Annotated in this window: 26 protein-coding genes and 2 pseudogenes; 14 read left to right on the top strand and 14 right to left on the bottom strand. The window is 45.2% G+C overall.

Translation table 11 applies throughout. The features are described 5' to 3' along the window. Window positions 1-83 precede the first annotated feature (83 nt). Window positions 84-668: a hypothetical protein gene (locus ABIX36_RS25530; RefSeq protein ID WP_348084996.1), complete on the bottom strand. Its 585-nt coding sequence runs from the start codon at window positions 666-668 to the stop codon at window positions 84-86. Window positions 669-830: 162 nt separating this feature from the next. After that, window positions 831-3,308, bottom strand: coding sequence for an endopeptidase La (lon, locus tag ABIX36_RS25525; protein WP_348084995.1), 2,478 nt, complete (start codon window positions 3,306-3,308; stop codon window positions 831-833). Between the two features lie 455 nt (window positions 3,309-3,763). Here lon and ABIX36_RS25520 point away from each other — a divergent pair. The 4 genes and pseudogenes from ABIX36_RS25520 to ABIX36_RS25505 form a co-directional block, all read left to right on the top strand. Then, window positions 3,764-3,829: pseudogene (locus ABIX36_RS25520) on the top strand (ORF6N domain-containing protein); the annotation flags it as partial. A 46-nt stretch (window positions 3,830-3,875) separates the two neighbouring features. Then, window positions 3,876-3,938 (top strand): annotated as a pseudogene (locus tag ABIX36_RS25515) (hypothetical protein); the annotation flags it as partial. A 9-nt stretch (window positions 3,939-3,947) separates the two neighbouring features. Further along, the gene (locus tag ABIX36_RS25510; RefSeq protein ID WP_348084994.1) at window positions 3,948-4,202 is read left to right on the top strand and encodes a hypothetical protein; all 255 of its coding nucleotides are present in this window, start codon (window positions 3,948-3,950) and stop codon (window positions 4,200-4,202) included. A gap of 129 nt (window positions 4,203-4,331) precedes the next feature. Beyond that, entirely contained in the window at window positions 4,332-4,955 is a 624-nt protein-coding gene (locus ABIX36_RS25505) for a tetratricopeptide repeat protein (protein WP_348084993.1), read from the top strand. Here ABIX36_RS25505 and ABIX36_RS25500 read toward each other — a convergent pair whose 3' ends face one another. Next, window positions 4,956-5,489: a hypothetical protein gene (locus ABIX36_RS25500; RefSeq protein ID WP_348084992.1), complete on the bottom strand. Its 534-nt coding sequence runs from the start codon at window positions 5,487-5,489 to the stop codon at window positions 4,956-4,958. A 4-nt stretch (window positions 5,490-5,493) separates the two neighbouring features. Further along, window positions 5,494-7,047, bottom strand: a complete 1,554-nt coding sequence (gene gpmI, locus ABIX36_RS25495; protein ID WP_348084991.1) for a 2,3-bisphosphoglycerate-independent phosphoglycerate mutase — start codon at window positions 7,045-7,047, stop codon at window positions 5,494-5,496. A gap of 61 nt (window positions 7,048-7,108) precedes the next feature. Between gpmI and ABIX36_RS25490 the strand changes: the two genes are divergently transcribed. From ABIX36_RS25490 to ABIX36_RS25470, 5 genes are all read left to right on the top strand, one after another. Then, window positions 7,109-7,504 (top strand): DUF4783 domain-containing protein, encoded by a 396-nt coding sequence (locus ABIX36_RS25490; RefSeq protein ID WP_348084990.1) that lies wholly within the window; start codon window positions 7,109-7,111, stop codon window positions 7,502-7,504. 45 nt (window positions 7,505-7,549) lie between these two features. Beyond that, window positions 7,550-8,398 carry a carboxylating nicotinate-nucleotide diphosphorylase gene (nadC, locus tag ABIX36_RS25485; RefSeq protein WP_348084989.1) on the top strand — a complete coding sequence of 283 codons (849 nt, stop codon included), beginning with the start codon at window positions 7,550-7,552 and terminating at the stop codon, window positions 8,396-8,398. A 48-nt stretch (window positions 8,399-8,446) separates the two neighbouring features. Next, on the top strand, window positions 8,447-9,097 hold the full coding sequence (plsY, locus tag ABIX36_RS25480; protein WP_128534542.1) for a glycerol-3-phosphate 1-O-acyltransferase PlsY: 651 nt from the start codon (window positions 8,447-8,449) through the stop codon (window positions 9,095-9,097). Between the two features lie 6 nt (window positions 9,098-9,103). Further along, the gene (locus ABIX36_RS25475; RefSeq protein ID WP_348084988.1) at window positions 9,104-9,910 is read left to right on the top strand and encodes a M48 family metallopeptidase; all 807 of its coding nucleotides are present in this window, start codon (window positions 9,104-9,106) and stop codon (window positions 9,908-9,910) included. Between the two features lie 178 nt (window positions 9,911-10,088). Beyond that, a complete protein-coding gene (locus tag ABIX36_RS25470; protein ID WP_348084987.1) occupies window positions 10,089-10,832 on the top strand; it encodes a DUF2071 domain-containing protein in 744 nt (247 codons plus the stop codon). On the opposite strand, the gene ABIX36_RS25465 is transcribed toward ABIX36_RS25470, so the two are convergent. From ABIX36_RS25465 to ABIX36_RS25440, 6 genes are all read right to left on the bottom strand, one after another. Further along, complete coding sequence (locus ABIX36_RS25465) at window positions 10,786-12,072, bottom strand: anthranilate synthase component I family protein (protein ID WP_348084986.1); 1,287 nt, start codon at window positions 12,070-12,072, stop codon at window positions 10,786-10,788. The genes ABIX36_RS25470 and ABIX36_RS25465 overlap by 47 nt on opposite strands. Window positions 12,073-12,210: 138 nt before the next feature. Next, window positions 12,211-13,488, bottom strand: a complete 1,278-nt coding sequence (locus ABIX36_RS25460; protein WP_348084985.1) for an adenylosuccinate synthase — start codon at window positions 13,486-13,488, stop codon at window positions 12,211-12,213. Continuing rightward, entirely contained in the window at window positions 13,488-14,123 is a 636-nt protein-coding gene (locus ABIX36_RS25455) for a nucleotidyl transferase AbiEii/AbiGii toxin family protein (RefSeq protein ID WP_348084984.1), read from the bottom strand. Before ABIX36_RS25455 ends, ABIX36_RS25460 begins: the two co-directional genes overlap by 1 nt. Beyond that, window positions 14,078-14,371 carry a hypothetical protein gene (locus tag ABIX36_RS25450; protein ID WP_348084983.1) on the bottom strand — a complete coding sequence of 98 codons (294 nt, stop codon included), beginning with the start codon at window positions 14,369-14,371 and terminating at the stop codon, window positions 14,078-14,080. The genes ABIX36_RS25455 and ABIX36_RS25450 overlap by 46 nt, the downstream gene beginning before the upstream one ends. Window positions 14,372-14,373: 2 nt before the next feature. Beyond that, window positions 14,374-14,844: a transcriptional repressor gene (locus ABIX36_RS25445; RefSeq protein WP_128534538.1), complete on the bottom strand. Its 471-nt coding sequence runs from the start codon at window positions 14,842-14,844 to the stop codon at window positions 14,374-14,376. Window positions 14,845-14,981: 137 nt separating this feature from the next. Continuing rightward, entirely contained in the window at window positions 14,982-17,204 is a 2,223-nt protein-coding gene (locus ABIX36_RS25440) for a bifunctional (p)ppGpp synthetase/guanosine-3',5'-bis(diphosphate) 3'-pyrophosphohydrolase (RefSeq protein WP_348084982.1), read from the bottom strand. Window positions 17,205-17,314: 110 nt separating this feature from the next. Here ABIX36_RS25440 and ABIX36_RS25435 point away from each other — a divergent pair, with 110 nt between their 5' ends. The 3 genes from ABIX36_RS25435 to bshB1 are packed head-to-tail and all read left to right on the top strand — an operon-like array spanning window position 17,315 to window position 19,177. After that, window positions 17,315-17,932 (top strand): DUF4294 domain-containing protein, encoded by a 618-nt coding sequence (locus ABIX36_RS25435; protein WP_348084981.1) that lies wholly within the window; start codon window positions 17,315-17,317, stop codon window positions 17,930-17,932. Then, the gene (locus ABIX36_RS25430; RefSeq protein ID WP_348084980.1) at window positions 17,932-18,435 is read left to right on the top strand and encodes a glutathione peroxidase; all 504 of its coding nucleotides are present in this window, start codon (window positions 17,932-17,934) and stop codon (window positions 18,433-18,435) included. Before ABIX36_RS25435 ends, ABIX36_RS25430 begins: the two co-directional genes overlap by 1 nt. A 16-nt stretch (window positions 18,436-18,451) precedes the next feature. After that, entirely contained in the window at window positions 18,452-19,177 is a 726-nt protein-coding gene (bshB1, locus tag ABIX36_RS25425; protein WP_348085114.1) for a bacillithiol biosynthesis deacetylase BshB1, read from the top strand. Window positions 19,178-19,324: 147 nt separating this feature from the next. On the opposite strand, the gene ABIX36_RS25420 is transcribed toward bshB1, so the two are convergent. The 3 genes from ABIX36_RS25420 to ABIX36_RS25410 all read right to left on the bottom strand — a co-directional run bounded on the left by ABIX36_RS25420 (window position 19,325) and on the right by ABIX36_RS25410 (window position 22,437). Then, complete coding sequence (locus ABIX36_RS25420) at window positions 19,325-19,771, bottom strand: hypothetical protein (RefSeq protein WP_348084979.1); 447 nt, start codon at window positions 19,769-19,771, stop codon at window positions 19,325-19,327. Window positions 19,772-19,973: 202 nt separating this feature from the next. Beyond that, window positions 19,974-21,305, bottom strand: coding sequence for an L-lysine 6-transaminase (lat, locus tag ABIX36_RS25415; protein ID WP_348084978.1), 1,332 nt, complete (start codon window positions 21,303-21,305; stop codon window positions 19,974-19,976). A 241-nt stretch (window positions 21,306-21,546) separates the two neighbouring features. Then, window positions 21,547-22,437, bottom strand: coding sequence for a pyridoxal-phosphate dependent enzyme (locus ABIX36_RS25410; RefSeq protein WP_348084977.1), 891 nt, complete (start codon window positions 22,435-22,437; stop codon window positions 21,547-21,549). Window positions 22,438-22,899: 462 nt separating this feature from the next. On the opposite strand from ABIX36_RS25410, the gene ABIX36_RS25405 reads away from it, so the two are divergent. Beyond that, the gene (locus ABIX36_RS25405; protein ID WP_348084976.1) at window positions 22,900-23,946 is read left to right on the top strand and encodes an RluA family pseudouridine synthase; all 1,047 of its coding nucleotides are present in this window, start codon (window positions 22,900-22,902) and stop codon (window positions 23,944-23,946) included. A 133-nt stretch (window positions 23,947-24,079) separates the two neighbouring features. Beyond that, a complete protein-coding gene (locus ABIX36_RS25400; RefSeq protein ID WP_348084975.1) occupies window positions 24,080-24,916 on the top strand; it encodes an aminotransferase class IV in 837 nt (278 codons plus the stop codon). Between the two features lie 191 nt (window positions 24,917-25,107). Here the strand turns inward: ABIX36_RS25400 and ABIX36_RS25395 are convergent, their stop codons facing one another. Beyond that, window positions 25,108-25,902: a DUF3050 domain-containing protein gene (locus ABIX36_RS25395; RefSeq protein ID WP_348084974.1), complete on the bottom strand. Its 795-nt coding sequence runs from the start codon at window positions 25,900-25,902 to the stop codon at window positions 25,108-25,110. Window positions 25,903-25,918 lie beyond the last annotated feature (16 nt).

The raw sequence follows: 25,918 nt of genomic DNA, 5'->3' as shown, positions 1-25,918 counted from the left end.
CCGATAGCTAATTTTCATCAATGAATTATGAAGCTTGGCTAAAAATAGAAAAAGCAAGGCTAATTACCTTGGTTATTCATTTTTTAAAATGAATAACCAAAACTTAAGTAAGGCCAGTAGGGCACAAAAGCGTGCGATGAAAATATAGGGCTGAACCCACCACGGAAGCTAAAGCCGCCATCGGCGGGTTGGTAACGGTAACCAAAATTAAGCGAGCCGAATGCCCCAACTTGAGAGTGGCGCTCATAGCTGTAATCCACCGGGTAATTGATGTAATCGTAATAGCTATTGCTATTGCCAAAAAAGGTGTTAGAGCTGTAAGAACTGTAGTGGAAAAACGTAGCGCCAGCGCCAATTTCAAAATACTTGCCATTTTTACCCAACAAATAGTTGATAACAACGGGTATGGTAAAAAGCCTGTCATCATTTTCGGAAAAATAGCTGATACCAACCCGGCCGCCCAGCCCATCCTGCCGCTTTTTAAAACGGGTGTCATAATTAAAGGAGTATACGCCACCGGCGCCTAATCCCTCAAAATAAACGCTTTGAGCCCTTTTATTGGCGTAAACCTTGTTAAGCGAATCTGTTTGCGAAATTTTTTGCGCACTGGCATTAAGCGAAAAAGCGGCGAGTAAAATGAGTATGCTGGGGCGTAGAAATTTTATCATAAACTGGTTTAAGCGCCATGAAGATAATCTATTTTTTGGAACGACCCCGGCATTAATTGTTAATTATTGTTATTGCCTTTTTTACAGCGATAGTTACCCCAAAAAGCAGACACAAAAAAAGCAGCACAATTTGTGCTGCTCTCCATTTATTTTAAGGCGTTTTTAATTTACCGCCGGTTTTGCAGGTTCTTTTTCCTTCACCGTAAGGTCAAGCGCGTTGCTTACTTTCTCATTCAGCAAAGCCAGTTCAACTACTTCCTTCATATCGGTAACGTAGTGGAATTTCAAGTCCTTGATATAATCTTCTTTGATCTCGAGGATATCCTTCTGGTTGGATTTGCAAAGGATGATCTCTTTAATATTGGCGCGTTTAGCAGCCAGGATCTTCTCCTTGATACCACCTACAGGCAGCACACGGCCACGCAGGGTGATCTCGCCCGTCATGGCTAAATGTGCTTTTAGTTTGCGCTGCGTAAATGCCGAAACCAGTGCGGTAAGCATGGTAACACCAGCCGATGGGCCATCCTTGGGGGTAGCGCCAGCCGGTACGTGCACATGCACATCCCATTGCTCAAACAGTTTTGGGTTGATATCGAAAGCGGCGGCATGTGCCCTTAAATAAGCTAAGGCAATGGTTACCGATTCCTTCATTACGTCGCCCAAACTACCGGTTAAGGTAAGTTTGCCGTTACCCGGGCTCAGGCTCGATTCGATGAACAGGATATCGCCACCAACGGATGTCCAGGCTAAGCCTGTCACTACACCGGCTATGTCGTTGTTTTCGTAAAGGTCTTTATCATAAAAAGGAGCGCCTAATATTTTTATCACGTCCTTTTTATTCACCGCCGGGTTGTATTCCTCTTCCATGGCAATGTTTTTGGCCACGCCACGGACTACCGAGCCAATTCTCTTTTCCAGCGCGCGTACGCCCGATTCGCGTGTATAATCTTCTATCAGCCGTTCTACTATCTCGTTTTTGATCACTACCTGCTTGGCGTTCAAACCATGGGCTTCGCGCTGCTTGGGTACCAGATGGCGTTTGGCTATCTCTACCTTTTCTTCGATGGTGTAACCGTTCACTTCAATGATCTCCATACGATCCAGCAATGCGGGTTGAATGCTGCTCAAAGAATTCGCGGTAGCGATGAACATAACGTTAGACAGATCAAAATCCATCTCCACGTAGTTGTCATAAAAAGTAGCGTTCTGTTCAGGGTCCAACACCTCTAAAAGGGCGGAAGATGGGTCGCCACGGAAATCGTTGCTTACCTTATCTATCTCATCCAAAATAAATACTGGGTTGGCCGCGCCGGCTTTCTTTACCGACTGGATGATCCTGCCCGGCATAGCGCCGATATAGGTTTTGCGATGACCGCGAATTTCGGCCTCATCGCGCACGCCGCCAAGGGCCATACGCACATATTTACGCCCCAAAGCCTTGGCGATTGATTTACCCAGTGAAGTTTTACCAACCCCCGGAGGGCCAACCAAACAAAGGATAGGCGCTTTCATATCGTGCTTCAACTTGAGCACGGCAAGGTATTCTATAATGCGTTGTTTTACTTTATCAAGGCCAAAATGGTCCTTATCCAGCACCTTTTGGGCGCGTTTAAGGTCGAAGTTGTCTTTAGTAAATTCGTTCCATGGCAGATCGATCAACAACTCCAGATAGTTTATCTGCACCGAATAATCCGCCGCGGCGGGGTTGGTGCGGGCAAGTTTTTCCAGCTCTTTGGCAAACTGTGTTTTAACTTCCTTGCTCCATTTTTTCTTTAAGGCACGCTGGCGCAGGTTCTCTATCTCCAGGTCGGGAGAGGTGCCGCCCAGCTCTTCCTGTATGGTTTTTAGCTGCTGGTTCAGGAAATAATCGCGCTGCTGTTTGTCCAAATCAACCCGTACTTTGGTTTGGATCTGGTTCTTCAGTTCCAGCATTTGCAGGTCTAAAGTAAGGTGCTCCAATACCATGTTCACCCTGTCGCGCAGGCTGGCGGTTTCCAGCAGGTCTTGCTTGGCTGCCATATCCGCGTTCATATTGGATGATATGAAGTTGATGAGGAAGTTGGTGCTCTCGATATTACGGATAGCAATGCCCGCTTCGCTCGGGATATTCGGCGAAAGATGAATGATATTCATGGCCATATCTTTTACAGACGATACCATGGCTTTAAATTCTTTATCTTCTTTCGGTTTTATCTCTTTAAATGGCTCCAGTGTAGCTTTAATGTAGGGTTCGCTTTGTACTTCGTCCTTTAAAATAAAGCGCTTTTTACCCTGCAGTATCACGGTGGTGTTACCATCGGGCATTTGCAGCATTTTAATGATGAGGGCGATGGTGCCCACGCGGTGAAGCTGACTAAAGTTAGGGTCTTCTACACTTACATCCTGTTGTGCCACTACGCCAATAAGGCGCTTGCCTTTGTTGGCATCGCGGATGAGCTTGATAGATTTATCGCGGCCTACGGTAATAGGAATTACCACACCGGGGAATAAAACGGTATTGCGAAGCGGAAGTATGGGTAAAATTTCGGGAACCTGCTCGTTATTCATCTCCTCCTCATCCTCTGACGACATCAGCGGAAAGAACTCGGAATCTTCGTTTATAGCAGCAGTATTTTTAAAATCAAACGGATCGAAAGTCATTAATCACCTTGTTTAATGATAGCGCAACGTCATATTGTCAGCCGCCGGAAACATCCTGCGCATTAAATAGGGGTTAACTACCAGTTTTATATATACAAATATACTGTTTCAAGCGCTATGCCAATATAGGGTTATTTGAGCGGGTATTTTGGCAGCGCCTGTAACTATTTGATTTATTAGACGTTGCAATGCGCGAAAAGTTTCAAGGGGAATTAAGGGGATTGGTGAATAGTGGAAAAAAAGTCATGCTTTTTGGGGAATGTAGTTTCAGTTGAAAGTTTTCTGTTTGAAGTCGCAATTTGCGAACTCAAGTTCATAATTGACATCACATTTTTAATTCACAAAACAGGATAAACAATTATATTGCACAACGATGAGTAACGAACTATCTCCGCTTACGGTGCCAGAGGAAATAATGCTGAACCCAATTTATTATTTGGCGTGAACAGAAAGTGATGCTCGATGCAGATTTAGCAGAACTATACCAAGTGGAACCCAAGCAACTTAAAAGGCAGGTTAGACGGAATATAGATCAGTTCCCGGAGGATTTTATGTTTGAATTAACAGATAATAGAGTATGGTTCTTTAAGGAGCCAATTTGGCACCTTAAAAAGAGGCGAACATACTAAATATCTCCCGATGGCTTTTACGGAACAAGGCGTGGCCATGTTATCCAGTGTGCTGAATAGTCGCCGGACCATAGCTGTTAACATTCAAATCATCCGGATTTTTACAAAGCTTCGTCCAATGTTTATAGATAATACCTATCTGCGCCTCGAGGTTGAGAAGATAAAAACCAAACTGGATAATCAGGATAAGAATATGGAACTTGTGTTTCAATACCTGGATGAATTAACAGAGAAAAAGATGAACCAAAAATACGCAATAGAATAGGGTACAAGCCCGATACCCTTTAAGCGGTCACTCTCCAATTTTCCGAATAAAAAAGTACGCGCTTAGTATAATATTTTATACTATTGCAAGTTACTATAATACAAATTTGTTACACAAGGCAGGCAGTTAATGAGGTTCGCAACAATAATTTCTCTTCTTGTAATTACTTCGCTCGAATCATCGGCACAAAATGCCTATGTGAAAATGGGCCAGCAAGCCTTTATGGATGGCAATTTTAAAGCCGCCGTTGCCCAGTTAGAGAAAGCCTGTTTAATAGATTCTACCAACGCCAATGCTTACTGGATGCTGGGCTACTCCTACTATCATAGCGAAAACTACCGTAAATCTATAGTAGCTTATACCAAAGCAATTTTTATAAACCCGGTTGATGCAACTGCCTATTATTACAGGGCACGCGCAAAAGGCTATTTGGGTAAGGATAATTTTCTCTCGCCAGATGAACGTGAAAAATACCTGCTTGGCTCTATTTTCGATCTTACCAAGGCTATCGCCATAGATCCGTCTCAGCAAACAAAAAGCTACCAAACCCGCGCTATCGCTTACCGGGAATACGGCATGTTTAAGCTAATCTCCAGCCAGAAAAACTACGATAAGGTACGTGGCATCAATTCTTTACGCGCCTCGGTTGCCGACCTGGAAAAGGTATTGGCCGAAAACCCGGGGCGGTCGGATATTTCTACGCTGCTGGATGTTTCTAAAGAAAAGCTGGCCAGCGCTACCGGCAAGCACTAATTAAAACTCGCCTTTAATGAGGTAATTATTTCCGCCCATCACTTTTACCTTTTGGTCTTTCTCAATTAAATAATACTCTCCGGGCACATACAGAAGCTTTTCGGTAGTGGTATAGAGCAGGTTGTGGATGTTGTTGAGGATATACAGCTGTGTTACCTTGCCGTTGCTTTTGTTGATCACAATTTCGCGGGTTTTCAGCTCCGGGAATTTAGCTTTGTACACCAGGCTGTCGGCATTTTCTGTTACGGCGTAACTATCCTTCCAGGCGGGTTTGTTGATGTCTGATGAGGTGAACAAGCCAAACTCCTGCCCCCAATTGGCTATTTTAACCGTTTTGGTTTCGCTTTCGCCATTGTGGGTAACGGTTTTTTTAATGTTGAGATTTAGTTTTACCAACCGGGCCGAATCGGTTTTAAAAAACTCCTTCAGGTCGAAGTATTTTAACTTGGCGCCGGTTTCCTTAATTTCCGGCTTACAGGCGTACCATGTGCATAAAAGCAGCAGGCCGCCTGTAAAAAGGATATATTTTTGCAACGGTTTATACCAATACATTGCCGGTCATTTCTGCGGGGATGGGTACACCTATCATGCTTAAAATGGTTGGCGCGATGTCGCCCAGCTTGCCATCCTTAACTGCTTTTACATCGCTGTCGATCACAATACAGGGTACCAGGTTGGTGGTATGCGCTGTGTTTGGCGATCCATCATCGTTGATCATGTAATCAGCATTCCCATGGTCGGCAATGATGATGAACGAGTAGCCATGCGCCAGGCCGGTTTCTACAACTGCTTTGGTGCAGGCATCGGCTGTTTCGGCAGCCTTAACTACCGCGCTGAATACGCCGGTATGGCCTACCATATCGGTATTGGCAAAGTTCAAACAAACAAAATCGGGCCATTCAGCAATCAGTTCCGGGATGATGGCATCACGGATGCCTGCGGCATTCATTTCCGGCTGAAGATCGTATGTAGCCACTTTTGGCGATGGCGCTAATAAGCGTTTCTCGTTGATGAACTCCTTTTCGCGGCCACCGCTAAAGAAGAAGGTTACGTGTGGATATTTCTCCGTTTCGGCTATGCGGATCTGGTTTTTACCGGCACTTTCCAAAACTTCGCCCAACGTTTGGCTCAGGTCGTCCTTACGGAAAACCACGCTTACGTTTTTAAAGGTTTCGTCGTACGAGGTCATGGTTACGTACTTCACATTCAGCGGGTGCATGTTGTATTCCGGGAATGGCTTTTGGGTAAGTGCAAGCGAAATTTCGCGGCCCCTATCTGTACGGAAGTTGAAGCAGATCACTACGTCGCCTTCTTTTATCACGGCAACAGGTTTGCCATAGCTGTCAACCTTTACTATCGGCAGTACAAATTCATCGGTAACACCCGCGTCGTACGATTTTTGGATAGAAGCTGCGATGTCCTGGGAACCCTCGCCTTCGCCGTTCACCATCAGGTCGTACGCCTTTTTAACGCGTTCCCATCGGTTATCGCGGTCCATAGCGTAATAGCGTCCAATGGCAGATGCTAATTGAACAGGAGTGGAGGCTATATGTTGGTTTAATTCATTTATAAAACCCAAACCGGAGTTAGGGTCGGTATCGCGGCCATCTAAAAAGGCGTGGATAAACACTTTATCCAACTCTAATTGCCTGGTAGCATCTACCAGGCCTATTACGTGTTTAATGTGGGCATGTACGCCGCCATCGCTCACCAAACCTATCAGGTGTACATCTTTATCATTAGCCTTAGCATAGTTAAATGCCTCCAGCAGGGTTTCGTTCTGCACAAATTCGTTATCAATAACGGCTTTGTTTATGCGGCCCAGTTCCTGGTAAACCACGCGGCCTGCACCCAAATTCATGTGCCCCACTTCCGAGTTGCCCATTTGCCCTTCGGGAAGGCCCACCGCAAGCCCGGAGGCCTCCAGTTTGGAGTTTGGATAATTGGCTATCATCGAATCGAAAAATGGTGTGTTAGCGGCCAGTATAGCGTTCGATTCGTCCTGGCGGCCGTAACCCCAGCCGTCGAGTATTATTAATGCAACTTTTTTTCTGTTTTCCACAATGCAAATATAAAAGCAACGTTTAAACATTATAATTTAAAAACTGGTTTATTTTTTTGTGCAACCTTTTTTTAGTTTATTGGTCATATATATGATGAAACTAAAATATTTGCCCATCCTGGTACTCCTTTACCTGGTACCATCTGTTTGTTTAGCCGGCCCGATAGATAAAATTGCCGAGTTGATAAAGCAGGGGAACGCGCACGAATTGTCCAAATATTTTGCTGCCAGTATTGATATCACCGTGTTAGAGAATACCAACGTGTACTCCAAAACGCAGGCTGAGCTCATCCTCGAAAAATTCTTTAAAGAAAACAAGCCCCATACCGTTACCGTACTGCACCGCGTAAACTCCAGCACCACTTATAATTACAGTGTGCTTTTACTTGCTACCGATAAAGGGAAGTATCGCGTTAGCTATACCATGAAAGAGGTTGAAAAGGAAATGGTGGTGATTGAACTTCGCATCGAAACTGAAAAAACCTAATTACTCATCAATTGTTCTTACTTTTGAAACTCAAAATTTAAAGGTTTGGACAAACAACTTATACACCAATTTATAGTAAATGCTTTAAGTGAGGATGTTGGCGATGGCGACCACACGTCCTTAGCTACTATTGAAGCCGGCACACAAGGAAAAGCGAAACTTTTAGTAAAAGATACCGGCATACTGGCAGGTGTTGAACTGGCTAAAGAGATCTTCGAAGTGGTTGACCCGAACCTGCAGCTGGAAGTGTTTTTGAACGATGGTGCCGAGGTAAAACCCAAAGATATCGCCTTCATCGTATCTGGCGACGCCCAAAATATCCTGAAAGCCGAACGGCTGGTGCTTAACTGTATGCAGCGCATGAGTGGCATAGCTACCAAAACCAACGAAATTGTAGACCTGCTGCAAGGCACCAATACCAAAGTTTTAGATACCCGCAAAACCACCCCGGGATTACGTTACCTGGAGAAATGGGCCGTGCGCATTGGCGGTGGTGTAAACCACCGGATAGGACTGTACGATATGATCCTGATAAAGGATAACCATGTCGACTACTCCGGCGGCATCAGGCCGGCTATTGAAAACGCGAACCATTATTTAGAGCAAACCGGCAAGAAACTGGCCATTGAAATTGAGGTAAGAAACCTTGATGAATTGGAGCAGGTGTTGCAAACGGGCAAGGTAAATCGTATTTTGCTGGATAATTTCGATTTTGACAGTTTGCGACAGGCTGTTAGCATGATAGAAGGCAGGTACATTACCGAAGCTTCGGGCGGGATAACTATCGATAACATACGCGATTATGCCGATTGCGGCGTAGATTACGTATCGGTAGGAGCGCTTACCCACTCGGTAAAAAGTTTAGACCTAAGTTTGAAAGCCGTTAAATTATAAATGAATATATTGCGGTATATAACATCAATTTAATATTATTGCAGGCAGATGCTATCAATCTACTCCATTTTAGCGCTTATTCTTGCTTATTGTTTCGGCTCAATACCTACGGCGGTATGGATTGGGCAGGCCTTTTACAACATTGATGTTAGGGAATATGGCAGCGGAAACGCCGGCGCAACCAACACATTCAGGGTTTTAGGTAAAAAGGCGGGCATCCCGGTAATGCTGCTGGACATTCTGAAAGGATGGACGGCCACCAACCTTGCCTACATCATAGGTGTATCTACCACGGGCGCTTACCATTCTGTGGCTTTTACCAATTATTCTCTGGCTTTGGGCGTAGCTGCCGTTATGGGCCACCTGTTCCCTATTTTCGCGGGTTTTAGAGGCGGTAAAGGCGTTGCCACTCTTTTTGGAATGATATTGGCTATTAACCTACAGGCATCTTTACTTTGTGTGCTTGTTTTTTTAGTGGTGTTGCTGTTAACGCAATATGTGTCATTAGCATCAATTTCGGCAGGTTTTATATACCCCATCGGTGTAACATTTATATTCCCGGTGACTATTAAATCGGTCGTTATTTATGGGATGTGTATATTTTTGCTGATTTTAGTTACCCATCAAAAAAATATAGAACGCTTATTAAGAGGTAAAGAGTCGAAAGTTAATTTATTTAAGAAAAAATCAACCGCTTAAATTACCATGAAAACACTTAGACCCTTACTGATTGCTGTTATTGCAGCAGTTACGTTTTACGCATGTTCCACTGTGCCGCTTACCGGCCGCTCGCAATTATCATTGGTTAGCGATGACCAGATAAACCCTGCTGCAGCAGCCAGCTACAAAGAATTACTATCGAGCCCAGCTACAAAAGTTGTTACCAGCGGCACCGATGCCCAGCGTGTTAAGCGCATTGGCGGCCAGTTAGCCATTGCCATTGAAAAGTATTTAAACGCCAACGGCTACGCCAACCAATACAGCTTTGCCTGGGAATTTAACCTGATACAAAGCCCGGAAATAAACGCGTGGTGTATGCCCGGCGGTAAGGTTGCCGTATATAGCGGCTTGTTGCCGGTTGCCCAATCTGATGCTGGTTTAGCCGTTGTAATGGGTCACGAAATTGGCCATGCCATTGCGCGTCACTCGGCAGAGCGTATGTCGCAACAATTGGCATTGCAAGCCGGCGGTACAGCCGTTGGTGCAGCTACTGGTAACAAATCTGCCGCAACGCAAGCCATTGTAGGCCAGTTATATGGCGTTGGTGGCCAGTTAGCTTTATTGAAATATTCGAGAGGGCAGGAAACGGAAGCCGACCGCTTGGGTTTAACCTTCATGGCCATGGCGGGGTATGATCCACGCCAGGCAGTTGCTTTTTGGCAACGTATGGCAGCGCAAAATAAAGGTGGCAGCCCGCCCGAGTTTTTAAGTACTCACCCATCTGATGCTACCCGCATTGCTAATCTGCAAAGTTTAGTACCGGAGGCTTTGAAATATTATAAAGGGAAATAATAAACACGAATTAAGCGAATTACACGAAGTGGTTCGGCTTAAGTCAAAAGAACAAAGGGCACAAAGATTTATTTCTGAGTGCCCTTTTTATTTAGCATGGGTCAGCACAAATTGGCGGTGATGAATGTTGAATTTTTAATTCTTGAAATTAGTTCTGATTTGTGAAATTCGTGCTGATATGTCTAAATCCCGCTTTCTTACCGCCCAATGGAAAAACCTGGTAATGCTGAATTACGAGGTGCCGCCGGAAATTCTAAAACCCTATCTGCCTGCCGCTACCGAAATAGACTTATGGGAAGGTAAGGCGCTGGTAAGCATGGTGGGCTTTTTATTTGAAAACACACGCGTGTTGGGCATTAAATGGCCCTTTCATGTAAACTTAGAGGAGGTGAACCTGCGCTTTTATGTGAGGCATTTTGATGGCAAAGAGTGGAAACGGGGAGCAGTTTTTATAAGCGAGATAGTGCCTAAGAGCATGATAGTACTCATCGCCAATAACCTGTACAAAGAACATTACCGTGCCCTGCCTATGCGGCACAGCATCACCAAAGATGGTCTCGGGCATACCCGATTTTTATACGAATGGAAGCTGAAAGGCCGGTGGAATAAGCTTGGCGCTACGGTTCGCAATGCCCTGGTTAAGATAGAGCCCGGCAGCCCCGAAGAATTTATTTTTGAGCATTACTGGGGATATAACCGCCTCACCGACCATAAAACTATGCAATACCAGGTAGAACACATTGCCTGGCAGGTTGCAGAAGTAAAAGATTATATTTTTGATGGCGATATAGCTGAGTTATATGGCGAAGCGTTTTTGCCCTATCTGTCAGTAAAACCATTTTCGGCGTTTTGGGCAAATGGCTCGGATATAGCGGTTAGGATAGGGGATAAACTGGTGGTATCTGCAACACTCCCAAAATAGCTTTTGCCTTTAGTAGGCATTCCTCATACTCGCGTTCCGGGTCTGCGTGGTAGGTGATGGCACCGCCTACATGGAAGGATAAATATTTTTCGGCGGAGTTATAAAGCAGCGTGCGGATCACCACGTTAAAATCAAAATCATCATCCGGACTAAAATAACCAATGGCACCGGAGTATACGCCGCGCTTACTGCGCTCATATTGCTCCATCAGCTGCATGGCGCTTATCTTTGGCGCGCCAGTCATGCTGCCCATAGGGAAAGTGTTTTTAACGGCCTCTACGGCGCTTACATCGTCCCTTATCTCGCATACCACCGTTGATACCATCTGGTGTACCTGCTTAAAGCTATGGATACCAAACAGCTCTGCGGTTTTAACCGTGCCGGGTTTAGCCGAATGTGTAAGATCGTTGCGCACGAGGTCTACTATCATTACATTTTCCTGTAACTCTTTGGGATGGTTGCGGAGTTCTTTCTTAATGCGCTGATCAACAGCGCTATCATTATCTCGCCGTGCTGTGCCTTTTATGGGTTGGGAGATAAGTTGATTGCCGCGTTTGGCTAAAAACCTTTCGGGCGAGGCGCAGATAATATAATTGCCCTTCCATTTAAAAAATGAAGAGAAAGGGGTGGGTGACGAACTATTTAACTTGTTGAAGATGCTAAGTGGTACGATGTCTGCATTCTCCGCGTAAAACTCCTGGCAAAAATTAGTTACGTAAATATCGCCGCGCACAATATGGGCTTTTATTTTTTCAACCGCATTGATGTATTCCTCCCTGCTGAAACGGGATTGGAGATCTACCGACGGTGCCGATCCTGAACTGTCCACGGGTTCGAATTCCTCCAATTTTTGGCAGATCTCCGCTTCATTCTCTCCAATTATCTCCACCGTATTTTTATTGATGGTGATCGTAATTTGGGGCGCAAAAAAATAAAGGTCGGGAAAATGGAGCCCGTCCACGTTATTGGAAGACAAATTCTCTACCTCGTTCTTGAGGTCATATCCGAAGAAACCGGTAATAAAACCGGGATTTTGCTTGCGAAAATTTGCGAGTTTTTCGAAATTTTCACCATTTTTTGGGTCGATTTCTTGCTTTATTCCAACAAAAATCAACGCATCAAATTTACCGTAAGGGTCGGCGTAATTGTTGCTGTCGAGGTAGCACATCGTGTCGAAAGTATTTGCCCAGGCAAGTGCTTTTTGTTTGAAGAGTTGTACGTCGGTGGGCTCGAATATCACAAGGCAAAGATAAATAACAGGAAAAGAAAAAGGCTCCGATTATTGGAGCCTCTTGAAATTTATTAAGCGTTCCGGTGAGGACACCGGAAACGGGTTGTTAGGTTTTTTCTCCCATTGGCGGTGTCTCACCACCAATTTTTAGTGCAATACCAAAGTTTGCTTTCTGTCTGGCCCTACAGATAGCCATTTTACAGGTACGCCCAGTTCGGCTTCCAGGTAATCAATGTAGTTTTGCAGTTTCTCAGGGATCTCGTTCAATTCGGTAATGCCGGTAAGGTCTTCATTCCAGCCGTCAATTTCTTTCAGAACCGGGTGCGCGTCTACTGAGCAAATATCATACGGCATGTAGTCTATCTGTTCGCCTAAGTAATTGTAATGGGTACAAGCGTAAATTTTATCGAAACCGCTCAGTACATCAGCCTTGGTCATTACCAGTTGGGTAACACCGTTCAGCATAATGGCGTATTTAAGGGCAGGCAGGTCTATCCAGCCCGTACGGCGCGGGCGACCTGTAGTGGCACCAAATTCGTGGCCTATACGGCGCAGTTCTTCGCCGGTTTCGTCATTCAGTTCGGTAGGGAAAGGGCCGCCGCCTACACGGGTGCAATAAGCCTTAAAAATACCAATCACGTCGCCTATCTGGCTTGGGGCAATACCCAAACCGGTACAAGCGCCTGCAGCGGTAGTGTTTGATGAGGTAACAAATGGGTACGAACCGAAGTCGATATCCAGCATAGCGCCTTGTGCGCCCTCTGCCAATACCTTTTTGCCGTCCTTAATGTAGTTGTTCACCAAGTGCTCGCTATCTACCAGCGGGAACTGTTTAATGAAATCTATCGCTTCAAAAAATAAAGCTTCACGCTCGCTGAAATCAGCTACTTCGCCGTACATAGCTTGCAGCATAGAGGTGTGTTTATCAACCAGCTTTTGGTAACGCTCTTTAAAATCGGGCAGGGTGATATCACCGATGCGCAAACCGTTGCGGCCGGTTTTATCCATATAAGTTGGGCCGATACCTTTTAGGGTAGAACCAATTTTGCCATCGCCCATTTTCTTTTCAGAAGCGGCGTCAAGCAATTGGTGGGTAGGTAATATCAGGTGCGCCTTTTTGGCTATCATTAGGTTCTTTTTGGCCAGCAGGTCGTGTCCGGCATCTTTTAGCTTATCAATTTCTTTTTTAAGCGTGATGGGGTCTATAACCACACCATTACCTATCAGGTTCATGGTGTTATCAAAAAATATACCCGAAGGGATGGTGTTTAAAACAAACTTTTTGCCTTCAAACTCTAAGGTATGCCCGGCATTAGGGCCGCCCTGGAAACGGGCTATGAGGTCGTAACCTGCACTTAGTACATCAACAATTTTACCTTTACCTTCATCGCCCCATTGGAGGCCTAATAATACGTCAACAGCCATTAATTAATATTTTTTTGTTTGTAATAATCTTTAAGTGAACTCGATATCACTTTTTTAACTTTTCCCCAGGTCATGCCATCGAATGCGAAAGGATCATTGTCACTTTCTGCGTCGACAAAATATCCGATTGACCGTTCAAGAGCGAGAGAATCATCCCATGGGTATCTGTTTTGGTAAAATTGAAAAAGTTGTGCCATCGTGTAAGACTTTAATAATACAGCAACGTCCCAAAAATCTTTTTTTACCCCCCGACCCTTTATCGCGTTTAGTTTCAAAGCGATCAAATCCTTAATTTCAGGAAAAGGGATACCGTCGATGATATTGGCCGGAGTTAAAAATGCATCTTTAACACACACAAAGTCAACTTTTACACCTTGAATTATGCATTGATATATATTCCTGAATCTATCGTTGGTAGGTACAACTTGACCAAAGTTATTTTCCAAAGCTTCTATTAACGCTTCTTTTTCGATAGGTTGATCTGTGAAAAAATCCAGGTCAATAGATTTTCGATGGCCGTAAATAAGAGAAAGTGCGGTACCCCCAACCAATCTAAATTGCGTTAGTTCGGGCATTGAAACCATTTTTTTTAAAAGTCCCAATGTTGTCGGTTCAACTGTTTCTTCTCGTAACATTTAAAATCTGTTGGTTTCAAATCAAACAGGATACAGCAAAAATTTATACTTATATCTGATAGCCAATTTGCTTGCAAAGCCAGCCTGCCCACTTTGTCAAATCCATAAAACTGTAGCAGGTTATCAAAATCTTTCGATTTGCCTCTTTCTATTACTTTCTCAACCACAAAGCGCGCATTTCTCTCATAGTCGATATTATCCATATCAACATCCCAAAATGCTTGTTTGCTTAGAATTGGTTTATTCATTTTTATTGCGCCCTCCTGTCGCAGAAGCCTGCGCGCAGTTTTTCGCAGTTACCGTATAGGTTCAGCGAGTGGTGTTTAATCTCGAACTTTAGAATGTCGCCCATCATGCTTTGTATCTGCTGAATGCGCGGGTCGCAAAACTCCACCACCTTACCGCAATCAATGCAGATGATATGGTCGTGCTGTTTATAGCCGTACGATTTCTCGAACTGCGCCATATTTTTGCCGAACTGGTGTTTGGTAACCAGATCGCACGATACTAAAAGTTCTAAGGTGTTATATACCGTGGCGCGGCTTACGCGGTATTTTTTGTTCTTCATGTGGATGTATAAACTCTCCACATCAAAATGGTCGCTGCGGGAGTAGATCTCCTCCAGTATGGCAAAGCGCTCCGGCGTCTTCCTGAGGCTCTTGTTTTCGAGGTAAGCCTCAAAAATCTTCTTTACCAATGCAATGGTTTCCTGTACAGGCATAATGTTAAATTAACCCTCCAAAGGTATTAATAAAAAATATAAAGTAACGATAAGAAACAAGAATCAAGAGCCAGGAATCAAGACATGGCTACCAATCAAATCTCTTGTTTCTTGCTTCTTATCTCTTTATTCTTGCTTTAAGACGCTTTATCCACCGCCGAATCAAACCGCTCTACAGAGGTAATGCCTTTTATCTGCAAGATCTTTTTGGTAAGATTATTTAAATGCTCGGTATCATTTACATACACCATTATTGATCCTTCGAAGATCCCGTTATCGCTATCTACCGTAATAGAGCGGATGTTCACCTTAAAATCGTTAGATATTACGGTGGTGAGCTTGTTGATCAACCCAACTTCGTCGATGCCGCGGATGCGCATCCCGGTTAAGAATGCCAGTTCCAGTTGTTTGGTCCATTTGGCTTTTACAATACGGTAGCCATAGTTGGCCATCAGTTTGGCGGCGTTAGGGCAGTTGGTGCGGTGTATCTTAATGCCGTCGCTTACGGTTACAAAGCCAAATACATCATCGCCAGGGATGGGATTACAACAGTTACTCAGCTTATAATCTATCTTTTGCAGGTCCTCGCCAAAAAGCAATACATCGCTATCCTTGGTTTTGATATTGCGCACAAGCGATTGCAGCTGCTCGTTCTCAATCTTATCCTGCGGTTTGTTCTCAATAACTTTTTCGGATGCCTGGTATTCTTTCAGGTCCTTCATGTCTATCAGGCCCTTGGCTACGTTGTAGAACAGGTCCTGGGTAGAGGCAAGCTTAAAAAAGTAACTCAGCTTATGAATATTTTCGGAGTTGTAGGTAATCTTCAGCGATTTTAGCTTGCGCTCCAGTATCTCCTTGCCATCTTCGGCTATCTTGCGTTTTTCTTCTTTAAGGGCCGATTTTATCTTGGCTTTGGCCTTAGCCGTAACCACAATACTCAACCAATCCTCCTTAGGCGTTTGCTTGCCCGAGGTGATGATCTCCACCTGGTCGCCGTTTTGCAGTTTATAGCTTAGCGGTACCAGCTTGTGGTTCACCTTGGCACCAATACAGGTGGCGCCCACATCGGTGTGAATCTCAAAGGCAAAATCAAGCGCGGTAGCACTCAGGGGTAGTTGTATTAAAGCGCCCTTGGGGGTGAAGATGAATATCTCGTCGCTAAAGAGGTTCATCTTAAAATCGTCCAAAAAGTCCAGCGCGTTGGAGTCGGGGTTCTTCAGCATATCGCGTACCTTTTGTACCCATTGGTCCAGGCCGCTGTCGGTAGATGATTCCTTATACTTCCAATGCGCCGCGAAACCTTTTTCGGCAATCTCGTTCATCCGCTTGGTACGGATCTGCACCTCCACCCATTGCCCGCGGGGGCCCATTACGGTGGTGTGCAAGCTTTCGTAACCGTTTGCTTTTGGCGAGGAGATCCAATCGCGCAGCCTGTCGGGGTTAGGGCGGTACAGGTCGGTAATAATAGAATATGCTTTCCAGCAATCTGCTTTTTCGCTTTCGGGCGTGCTGTCTAAGATGATCCGGATGGCAAAAAGATCGTACACCTCCTCAAAGGGGATCGATTTCTTTTTCATCTTGTTCCAGATGGAGTGGATAGATTTTGGCCTGCCGAAGATGTCAGCTTGCAGTTCCTGTTCTGCTACCACATTTTTCACCGGCTCCACAAAATCGCGGATGAATTTTTCTCGTTCGGCTTTTTTCTCGTTCAATTTAGCTTTGATAAACGAGTACATATCGCGCTCCATGTATTTCATGGAGAGATCTTCCAACTCTGACTTTATGGCATATAAACCCAGGCGGTGTGCCAGCGGTGCATACAGGTATACGGTTTCTGAGGAGAGTTTTAGCTGCTTATCGCGCGGCATAAACTCCATCGTACGCATATTGTGCAACCTGTCGGCCAGCTTTATTAGTATTACCCTTACATCATCGGCAAGGGTAAGCAGCATTTTTCTGAAGTTTTCTGCCTGTAGTGAACTGTTGGTATCAAATACGCCCGATATTTTGGTAAGGCCATCAATAATTTTAGCCACTTTTTTACCAAATTCCAGCTCAATATCTTCCAGGGTAACATCGGTATCTTCCACCACATCGTGCAGCAGCGCGCATACGATGGACGTAGTACCCAGGCCTATCTCTTCGGCAGCTATCTGCGCCACGGCAATAGGGTGGTATATATAGGGCTCGCCGCTTTTACGGCGCATATCTTTGTGGCTTTCCAGCGCCATATCAAACGCCTTGCGTATCATGCGTTTATCGCCTTTTTGCAGGGTAGATTTACTTGCACGCAGCAACGCACGGTAACGTTTTAGTATCTCCGTTTTTTCGGCTTCCAGGTCAATCACTAAATCTTTCATGTATCAGTGTAAGTACTATATAATATCATCAACTTGCAACAATATTTATTATTGCAGGTTGTTATAAAATAATGGAATAAAATGCGTTAATTTTGTGTTCAAGTAAAAATATGAAATTTATTGCTTCTCTGCTTGTATTTTGTTGCTTATGCGGCGCGTTAAAAGCGCAGGTAGAGAAAACTGCCCCGCCGGTTATACTTGGCAAAAATGATACCATCAAAACGCTGATGACAAAGCTTGATGGCGAATTGGTGCCCTGGATAGTTACGCCCGAAGTACGCATTGTAGATACCCGTATTTTTGCAAGCGCGCAGGACAGGGCAAACTTTTACCGTTTGCGCTATAACGTAATGAAGGTTTTGCCCTACGCGCAGTTTGCGGGCAAGCGCTACCGACAATTGCAGCGCGACCTGGCCCTAACTGCCGATAAAAAGAAGCAAAAAGAGCTGATGAAGGCCTGCGAAACAGAAATTAAAGACATTTTTAATAAACAGATAAAAGACCTCACCATAACACAGGGCGAGGTGTTGATAAAACTCATTAACCGCGAAACAGGTAACACCAGCTACGCCATGGTTAAGGAACTAAAAGGTGGGTTTAATGCTTTCGTAATTCAATCGGTGGCGAAGATATTCGGGCACGATTTGAAGGAAACCTACGACCGAGAGGAGCAGCGGGATATCGAATCGATACTCCAAACCGCGGGCTACAATCCTAACTATAATTAATGGACGGTAAAAATATTTACGGGTTTAACGTTAACGCGTTAGATGGTGAGCCTATCAGCCTTGGCGACTATAAAGACAAAATACTGCTTATTGTAAACATCGCGTCGGAATGTGGTTTTACACCACAACTGAAGGACCTGGTGGCGCTTAAAACCGAATTTGCGCCGCAGGGGTTTGAGATTCTCGCCTTCCCATCCAACGATTTTGGCGGGCAGGAGCCTTTAGAAGGGCAGGACATTGCCACCTTTTGCAGCAATTACGGTAATAACTTCCCGGTGTTTGATAAAATAAGGGTACGCGGCCCCTATGCCGACCCGCTTTACAAGTTTTTAAGCGAGAAGAAAGAGAACGGCGTGCTAAACTCCGTTCCCCGCTGGAACTTTCACAAGTATTTAATAAACAGGGATGGCGCGGTTGTTGATTACTTTTTTCCGTTCACCAGCCCTACTTCCTCCAAGATCAGGAAAAAGATCCAGCGCCTGTTAGCTGTGGCTGATCAATAATTACAATAATTTTATGCTGAAATTAGATATATTAGTTTTGCCGGTACACCCGGACGACGCCGAACTTGGTTGTGCCGGCGTGATACTGAAACACATTGCCCTTGGCCACAAAGTTGGCATTGCCGACCTTACCCGCGGCGAACTGGGCACCCGCGGCACCGCAGAAATTCGCGACCAGGAAGCCGCTAACGCCGCAGAAATTTTAGGTTTAACCGTTCGCGAAAACCTGGAACTGCCCGATGGCTTTTTTGAGAACAGCAAAGAATACCAGTTAAAAGTGATAGCCGCTATACGCAAATACCAGCCCGATATTGTTATAACCAATGCCTACCACGACCGCCACCCCGATCATGGCCGCGCCAATGAACTGGTAGAGGCCGCTTCATTTTTAGCAGGCCTGCGCCGGATAGAAACGCTTGGTGCCGATGGCCAGCCGCAAGAGCCATGGCGCCCGGGCCAGGTGCTGCACTTTATACAGGACCGCTACATTAAGCCGGATATTTTGGTAGATGTTACCGAATATTGGGACAAAAAGATAGCCAGTGTTTACGCTTACGCCTCGCAGTTCCACAACCCCGATTATAATGAGGACGAGCCGCAAACGTACATTTCTTCCCCCGATTTTATTGAGCAGATAAACGGCCGTGGCCGAGAGTTCGGCAAAAGCATCAACGCCAAATACGCCGAAGGTTTTACCTCCAGGAAGATATTGGGAGTTGATAATTTGATGGAGTTGAGGTAGAAGAGGGTGAGAATCAAGAACCAAGAGACAAGAATCAAGAAGTGCTGTTGCCACGCGTTATTGCAATGACGGCTTGGTAAGAAAAGTCGAAGAATATTCTATAACCAAAGAAGGCCGCTCCTAACTGAACGGCCTTCTTTATTTTACTTAAACGCCTACGTATTCAAAGCGGTTGTGTTCGTTGCTTCTTTCGCGCCTCAGTTTGTTCTCTTTGGCAAGCTTTAGCAGAATGCCCGATAATTCTGAAGTTTTGAAGTCCGAATCGAACTTGTCTTTGCAATACTCTGCAATGGAGGATATGGAGTGCGGTGTTCTGAAGAAATCGCTCGAAAGCAATTGGTTCAATACCTTGGTAGCACCCGGTTTTTTACGCCTTTGTACGGTAAGGCTTTGTTCATCGTCATTTTCACCCCTGGGCCTACGGCCCCTCTTATTGAAAATTTCTGATCCTTCCGTTTCCACCCTCTCTGTTTCCATAATCTCGTCTAATAGCCTGTCTACAACTCTTACTTGTACGGCCTCAGACTGGAAAGAATTAACAACTTCGGCAATCTCCACCAGTTGTTTTTTTAATTTTTCAATGTGTCTGTTCATTCTAAAATAGTACTCTTGTTTTGATATTGTTATAAGTTAATGTGTTACAATGTGTTAACTAATACTGCGTATTTTTGTAAGCGCATTATATAATAGTTAATAATATATAATAACGTTAAAGTGCGATTATAGTATATTCCAAACAAAAAAAGCGCCTGTTTTGCTTTAAACAGGCGCTTGTAGCGATATTATTACATTGATATTATAGGGAGGGCAATATTTTTTCGATGTTAAATAAACCCTCATCTATATGTTCTTTTTCGATGATGAGCGCCGGTCGGAAACGGATGGTTCGGTCGCCGCAACCAAGATACATAATGTTGTTTTCCAAGCCCTTATCAATAAATGCCCCGCGGATGGTAGCATCCGGAAAATCAAACGCGGTTAGCAAACCCTTGCCGCGTACGTTGGTAACCAGGCCGCTTTTATCGGCAATTTTTTGCAGTCCGTTTTGCAGGTAAGCGCCTGTTTCGGTTGCTTTAGCGCATAATCCGTCCTCTTCAATAATTTCCATAATTTTTGCCGAGCGAACCATATCCACCAAACTGCCGCCCCAGGTGGAGTTGATGCGCGATGAGATCTTGAAAACATTATCGGCTATCTCATCAACACGGTTACTCACCAGTATGCCGCAAACCTGCATTTTTTTACCAAAGGCAATAATATCCGGGCGGGCTTTTTCGCCGAAATGCTGGTGCAGCCAAAACTTGCCGCTCAGCCCTACGCCGGTTTGTACTTCGTCGTATATCAGCATGGCCTCGTATTCGTCCGCTATCTGTCGCAATTGCTCCAAAAACTCCTGGCGCACATGCTTGTCGCCCCCTTCGGACAGGATAGGTTCGATGATAATGGCGCAGATATCATCCGGATTGTTGGCAAATGCGGTGCGGATCTCGGCTATCGATCTGGCTTCGCGGGCGGCCAGGTCAACAATATTATTCTCATTCAGCGGGAAATGGATCTCGGGCAACGAAACCCGTGGCCAGTCGAACTTGGCAAACCATTTGGTTTTTACGGGTTGAGTGTTGGTTAAGCTTAAGGTATAGCCTGATCGGCCGTGGAAAGCATTCTCGAAGTGCAGCACCTTGTGGCCCTTTTCCTGCGTATGGCCCTTGGCAAAGTTCTTTTGCACTTTCCAGTCCATTGCCACTTTAAGTGCGTTCTCAATAGCTAAACTACCCCCGGCGATAAAAAAGGCATGTGGCAGATAGTCGGGGATGCCAACACGGCCAAATGTTTCCACAAACTGCGCGTATTGTTCGGTATAGATATCAGAGTTGGAGGGGTTGGTGAGAGCCGCCAGCATCAGGTTCTTTTTGAAAGTTTCATCGCCCAGCATTTTTGGGTGGTTATAACCTAACGGCACAGATGCAAAGCAGGTAAAAAAATCCAGCAGGGTGCGGTTATTTTTGGCATCGTAGATGTGGACGCCCTGGCTTTTTTCCATGTCAAAAGTAAGGTCGAAACCATCGGCAAGAATATGTTTGCTGAGGGTGGCCTGTACGTTCTGAGGGGTGATCTGTAGTTGGCTCATAAGTATAGTTTAGTTTTAACAAATCTAACAAAAAGGGCTAAATAACAATAATTTAAAGGTTTTTGAACCGATTGGCGAAAAAGTAACTTTAAATTAACTAAACATAGTTTTTGAACCAAAGCCGGAAATAGTATGCCCGGGAAAATGTGCAGATGTGCAAATATGCGGATGTGCAGATGATGGAAAAGCGCGGAATGCCGGTTATTAATCCTGGGAATTCTCTAATTCTGAAAATCCTGATTCAGACAAATTTCTCTGTCATTCCCAGTAAGCCCAACAACCCGCCGGTGTGGATGGCAAGCACTTTGTCACCTGATTGGAAATGATCTTTTGCAGCCAGATCGTATATAGCGTATAACATTTTAGCAGTGTAAACCGGTTCTATCAAAATCCCTGTTTTGGCTACGAATGTTTTAATGAATGCAATAAGTTCCGGCGTGGTTTTGGCGTAGCCGCCGAAGTGGTAATCGAGGTGCAGGTCGTAATCTGCAGGCGCAAGTAGGTATTTATCTATTTCATCCTTTATAAAACCACCGTTCTTAAAAACAGGGATGGCGTTAAAGCGAGTGTTTAGCTTATGCTGACCGATATCGTTGATCAAACCCGCTGCTGTTGTGCCCGTTCCGCAGGCGCAGAAGATGTGGTGGTAGGGTTGGGTTAGTTCGTCAACCAGTTCGCTGCAACCTTTGGCTGCCTCGGCTGAGGCGCCGCCCTCGTCTATAAAAAAGGCATTGGTATCGCCCCCAAAATGCGTTTTAAATAAAGCAGGTTTATCGCGGTAGCTGTCCCTGTCGGTAAAAATCAGTTGCATGCCATGCAGGCGGCACATAAAGAGGGTGTCGTTCTGCACTTCCTCGCCCCGCACAAAGCCGGTGGACCTAAAGCCAAACTTTGCCGCTGCTGCCGCAGTGGCCAGTAAATGATTGGAATAGGCACCGCCAAAGGTGACCAAATGAGTTTTGCCCTCATCCTGCGCTTTTTGCAGCACATATTTAAGCTTACGCCATTTATTGCCCGATATAAGCGGATGGATCATATCATCGCGTTTTACAAAAACCTCGATGCCTTTCGCGGCAAATAATTCATCATGAATTTGCTGGATAGGGCTGTAGATATCGAGATGGATGCTCATGGACGGCAAATTTAGGAAAATAAAGCCTGAAGTACTTGGAACTCTTGGTTATGGTCGGTGGTGCTCTTTGGTGCCTTGTTAGGAGCGTGCTGGGATTTATGCTAAGCCTGTGGATGTTACTTTCTTTTTTTCCGCTAAAAATAAAGTAACCAAAGAAAAAACTCTCGGCTGCGCCCTGTTCTTTTAATGGTTATGCTTTAGCAGTACCTGTGTTTGCCGAACAGGCCAAGGCCGATTTAGAAAGGTACTTCGAGAGTGTAGTGATGGAAGTTGGATTGGAGCACACCTGTTTACTCAATCCCTTAGATAAATTATTCAACCATCCTTGCGAAGCAGAGAGGGTGGCCCAGCGTAGCGTCGGCCGGGTGAGTGGATTAACCAACTTGTAATACGTCGCGCTAATCAAAAATTCCCCCTTCAGGGGGTTAGGGGGCTTGGCTTGTTTTTTCTTACTTTTGCGCCATGGCAGCAGAGGATACCCAATTAATTGAAGGCGACGAGCAGGATCTGTTTGAACACTTGCGCGTGGTGGTTGATAAAGGGCAGTCGCTGCTGCGGATAGATAAGTTTTTGATGCACCGCGTGGAGAACGCGTCGCGCAATCGTATTCAGAACGCCATTGAAGCCGGTAATGTACTCTTGAACGATAAGCCGGTTAAGGCGAGCTATAAGGTTAAGCCGATGGACGTGATCTCCGTTGTGTTGCCTCACCCGCCGCGCGATACCGAAGTTTACCCCGAAAACCTGCCCATCAATATTGTTTACGAGGATAATGATGTGCTTATTGTAAATAAGGAAGCAGGCATGGTGGTGCATCCGGGCTATAATAACTATACTGGTACCCTGGTTAACGCGCTGGTGTATCATTTTCAGCAATTGCCAACACTACCGGGGAACGATGGCCGCCCGGGATTGGTGCACCGCATTGATAAGGATACGTCGGGCCTGTTGCTCATCAGCAAAAACGAGCGCAGCATGAACTACCTGGCCAAACAGTTTTACGATCATACCATCAACCGAAGATATCTTGCGCTGGCATGGGGAGATATTGCCGAGGATGGCACCGTAAGCGGTTATATTGGCCGCAGTGTTAATGATCGCCGCGTGATGTCGATCTATGATGACCCGGAGAAGGGCAAATGGGCCGTTACACACTACAAAGTGCTGGAACGCATGGGTTATGTTACCCTGATAGAATGTAAGCTGGAAACCGGCCGTACGCACCAGATCCGCGCGCATATGAGGCATATTGGTCACCCGCTGTTTAGCGACGCCATGTACGGCGGCGATAAAATTTTAAAGGGTACCGTATTTAGTAAATACCGCCAGTTTGTAGAAAATTGTTTTGAGATAATGCCAAGGCAAGCTTTACACGCCCAATCGCTGGGCTTTTTGCACCCCTCACTAAAAAAAGATATTTACTTTGAAGCACCCTTACCGCTTGATTTTGAAACCGTTTTAGAAAAGTGGCGCAAATATAGTAAGGCCGATATCAAAGATGAGAATTGAGATATGAGAACAAATCCGGTTTCTACGGGTTGATGCCAAAATAAAAGGTAATAATTTGATAATTTTTTAAGTTTGCGAATGTTAAATACCCAAGCAAATCTCAAATTCCACATCTCATATCTCAAATCTTAGCATGTCTGCCAGGTACATCAATTTTAACGGCGAAATACTCCCTGAGGATAGCATATTGCTTACCATTGCCAACCGTGGTTTTAAGTATGGCGACGGCTTGTTTGAGAGTATGCGCCTGATGAAGGGCAAACTGCAATTTGCCGAATTGCACGCCGAACGCCTGCAGCGCGGGATGAAAGCGCTTAAAATAGATGGTTACTCGCAGGCCGATACCTGGTTTCTGCGCGAACAAGTGGAGCAGCTTGGCCGTCGCAATAAGATCCGCCACGGCAGGGTTCGCCTTACCGTTTACCGCGAGGCGGAAGGCTTATACACACCTACTCAAAATAAAATGGGCTTTTGCCTGGAGATAAGTCCTCTGGATGAGCCCCGCTATTTTTTGAACGAACGCGGATTGATCATGGATATTTATAGCGAATTACCCAAACCACTCAATTACCTTTCCACCATAAAAACCTGTAATTCACTATTATATGTAATGGCGGGGCTTTTTAAGCAGCAAAATAAGCTGGATGAGGTTTTTTTGCTGAATGCAAATGGATTTTTATGTGAAGCAGGCGCGGCCAATATCTTTGTGTGGTATCAAAACCACCTGTACACCCCCGCCCTTAGCGAAGGCTGCGTAGAAGGCGTAATGCGCCAGGTAGTGATTAAATTGGCACAGGATAGCGGCATCCCTATTACCGAAGCCCAGATCAATCCCGAGATATTAAACGAAGCCGACGAGGTGTTTTTAACCAACGCCACCAGCGGTATTCAATGGGTAATGGGCTACGGTGTAAAACGCTATTTTAACCGGGTAAGCAAGGGGTTGATGGATGAATTGAATAAGTTGTAGATATTACCAGTCCTTACCGCCCTTTATGTCATTTCGATGAGCGCGGCGGGGAAGTAGCGGGCGGGCGAAGAGAAATCTTAGAGGCCATGCATCCAAACTATGCAGGTAGGATACAGGCAGGGCGTCTACAGGCACGGCGTACAAGATTTCTCATCGCTGCGCTTCCTTCGAAATGACATGGTGCAGGAAATTTACCCTTCCACAACCTCTTCCTTTATTCCTGCCAATATCCCGTCCCACAAAGCTAATCTTGCTTGTAATGCGGCCTTAACAGCCTGCGTTGCTTCTGCCCATTTGCTATCATCGTTGCCGCAAAGTTCGGCTGTCATTTGGTAGGCAAGTTGGGAATGGTGGTCACCATCTACTTCAATATGTCGTTCTAGGTAATAGAGCAGTATGTCCACCTTACCGGGTAGCTGGCCGTTAAGTTTCTTCACCATCTCTATAAACATGCCCGGGATCAGGTCTTCGCGGCCAAAGGTGAACACGGCTGCCTGTAAGTGAGGTTTATCTGTTGCTATTACGTCAAAGGTGTGTGATACAAACTCGCGGGCTGCAGTTGGCATATCTGCTTTAATTAACGCGGTGCTAACTTCGGGATGTTTGCTTAGCTGCTCAAATAAAGACAGTATAGCTGATGCATCACACCCAGCCTGTTCCATCGCTTTCAAATACAATTCGAAATGGCTAGTACGCTCGCCGGTATGGTCCACATCACTTTCTTCGCCGGTAACTATCTCATTAATAAGATAGCGGGTATTGGCATTGCCCACGGGCATCCAGGGCAGGGTAGTACAGGTTAAGTTTTGCTGAAGGGCTTTCAGTAGCGACATAAAATCCCACACGGCAAAAATGTGGTGCTGCATAAAGGTATGCAGATCGTCCAGTGTGTTAATATTATGGTAAAGTTCGTGGGCTATAAGTTGCTCACGAATATGTTCAATTTCAGTTTGTAGTTGTGCTATCCTTGCGCTCTGTTCCGTCATGTTGTAGAAATAAACG

The sequence above is a fragment of the Mucilaginibacter sp. genome, from assembly GCF_039925265.1.
GTDB lineage: Bacteria > Bacteroidota > Bacteroidia > Sphingobacteriales > Sphingobacteriaceae > Mucilaginibacter.
This window is presented reverse-complemented; position numbering and strand designations above follow the sequence as displayed.

Coding starts and splice junctions, on each gene's coding strand:
- ABIX36_RS25530 (WP_348084996.1), bottom strand. CDS start 668: ATGATAAAATTTCTACGCCCCAGCATACTCATTTTACTCGCCGCTTTT.
- lon (WP_348084995.1), bottom strand. CDS start 3,308: ATGACTTTCGATCCGTTTGATTTTAAAAATACTGCTGCTATAAACGAA.
- ABIX36_RS25510 (WP_348084994.1), top strand. CDS start 3,948: ATGGCTTTTACGGAACAAGGCGTGGCCATGTTATCCAGTGTGCTGAAT.
- ABIX36_RS25505 (WP_348084993.1), top strand. CDS start 4,332: ATGAGGTTCGCAACAATAATTTCTCTTCTTGTAATTACTTCGCTCGAA.
- gpmI (WP_348084991.1), bottom strand. CDS start 7,047: ATGTTTAAACGTTGCTTTTATATTTGCATTGTGGAAAACAGAAAAAAA.
- ABIX36_RS25490 (WP_348084990.1), top strand. CDS start 7,109: ATGATGAAACTAAAATATTTGCCCATCCTGGTACTCCTTTACCTGGTA.
- plsY (WP_128534542.1), top strand. CDS start 8,447: ATGCTATCAATCTACTCCATTTTAGCGCTTATTCTTGCTTATTGTTTC.
- ABIX36_RS25475 (WP_348084988.1), top strand. CDS start 9,104: ATGAAAACACTTAGACCCTTACTGATTGCTGTTATTGCAGCAGTTACG.
- ABIX36_RS25470 (WP_348084987.1), top strand. CDS start 10,089: ATGTCTAAATCCCGCTTTCTTACCGCCCAATGGAAAAACCTGGTAATG.
- ABIX36_RS25460 (WP_348084985.1), bottom strand. CDS start 13,488: ATGGCTGTTGACGTATTATTAGGCCTCCAATGGGGCGATGAAGGTAAA.
- ABIX36_RS25455 (WP_348084984.1), bottom strand. CDS start 14,123: ATGTTACGAGAAGAAACAGTTGAACCGACAACATTGGGACTTTTAAAA.
- ABIX36_RS25450 (WP_348084983.1), bottom strand. CDS start 14,371: ATGAATAAACCAATTCTAAGCAAACAAGCATTTTGGGATGTTGATATG.
- ABIX36_RS25445 (WP_128534538.1), bottom strand. CDS start 14,844: ATGCCTGTACAGGAAACCATTGCATTGGTAAAGAAGATTTTTGAGGCT.
- ABIX36_RS25440 (WP_348084982.1), bottom strand. CDS start 17,204: ATGAAAGATTTAGTGATTGACCTGGAAGCCGAAAAAACGGAGATACTA.
- ABIX36_RS25435 (WP_348084981.1), top strand. CDS start 17,315: ATGAAATTTATTGCTTCTCTGCTTGTATTTTGTTGCTTATGCGGCGCG.
- ABIX36_RS25430 (WP_348084980.1), top strand. CDS start 17,932: ATGGACGGTAAAAATATTTACGGGTTTAACGTTAACGCGTTAGATGGT.
- ABIX36_RS25420 (WP_348084979.1), bottom strand. CDS start 19,771: ATGAACAGACACATTGAAAAATTAAAAAAACAACTGGTGGAGATTGCC.
- lat (WP_348084978.1), bottom strand. CDS start 21,305: ATGAGCCAACTACAGATCACCCCTCAGAACGTACAGGCCACCCTCAGC.
- ABIX36_RS25410 (WP_348084977.1), bottom strand. CDS start 22,437: ATGAGCATCCATCTCGATATCTACAGCCCTATCCAGCAAATTCATGAT.
- ABIX36_RS25405 (WP_348084976.1), top strand. CDS start 22,900: ATGGCAGCAGAGGATACCCAATTAATTGAAGGCGACGAGCAGGATCTG.
- ABIX36_RS25400 (WP_348084975.1), top strand. CDS start 24,080: ATGTCTGCCAGGTACATCAATTTTAACGGCGAAATACTCCCTGAGGAT.
- ABIX36_RS25395 (WP_348084974.1), bottom strand. CDS start 25,902: ATGACGGAACAGAGCGCAAGGATAGCACAACTACAAACTGAAATTGAA.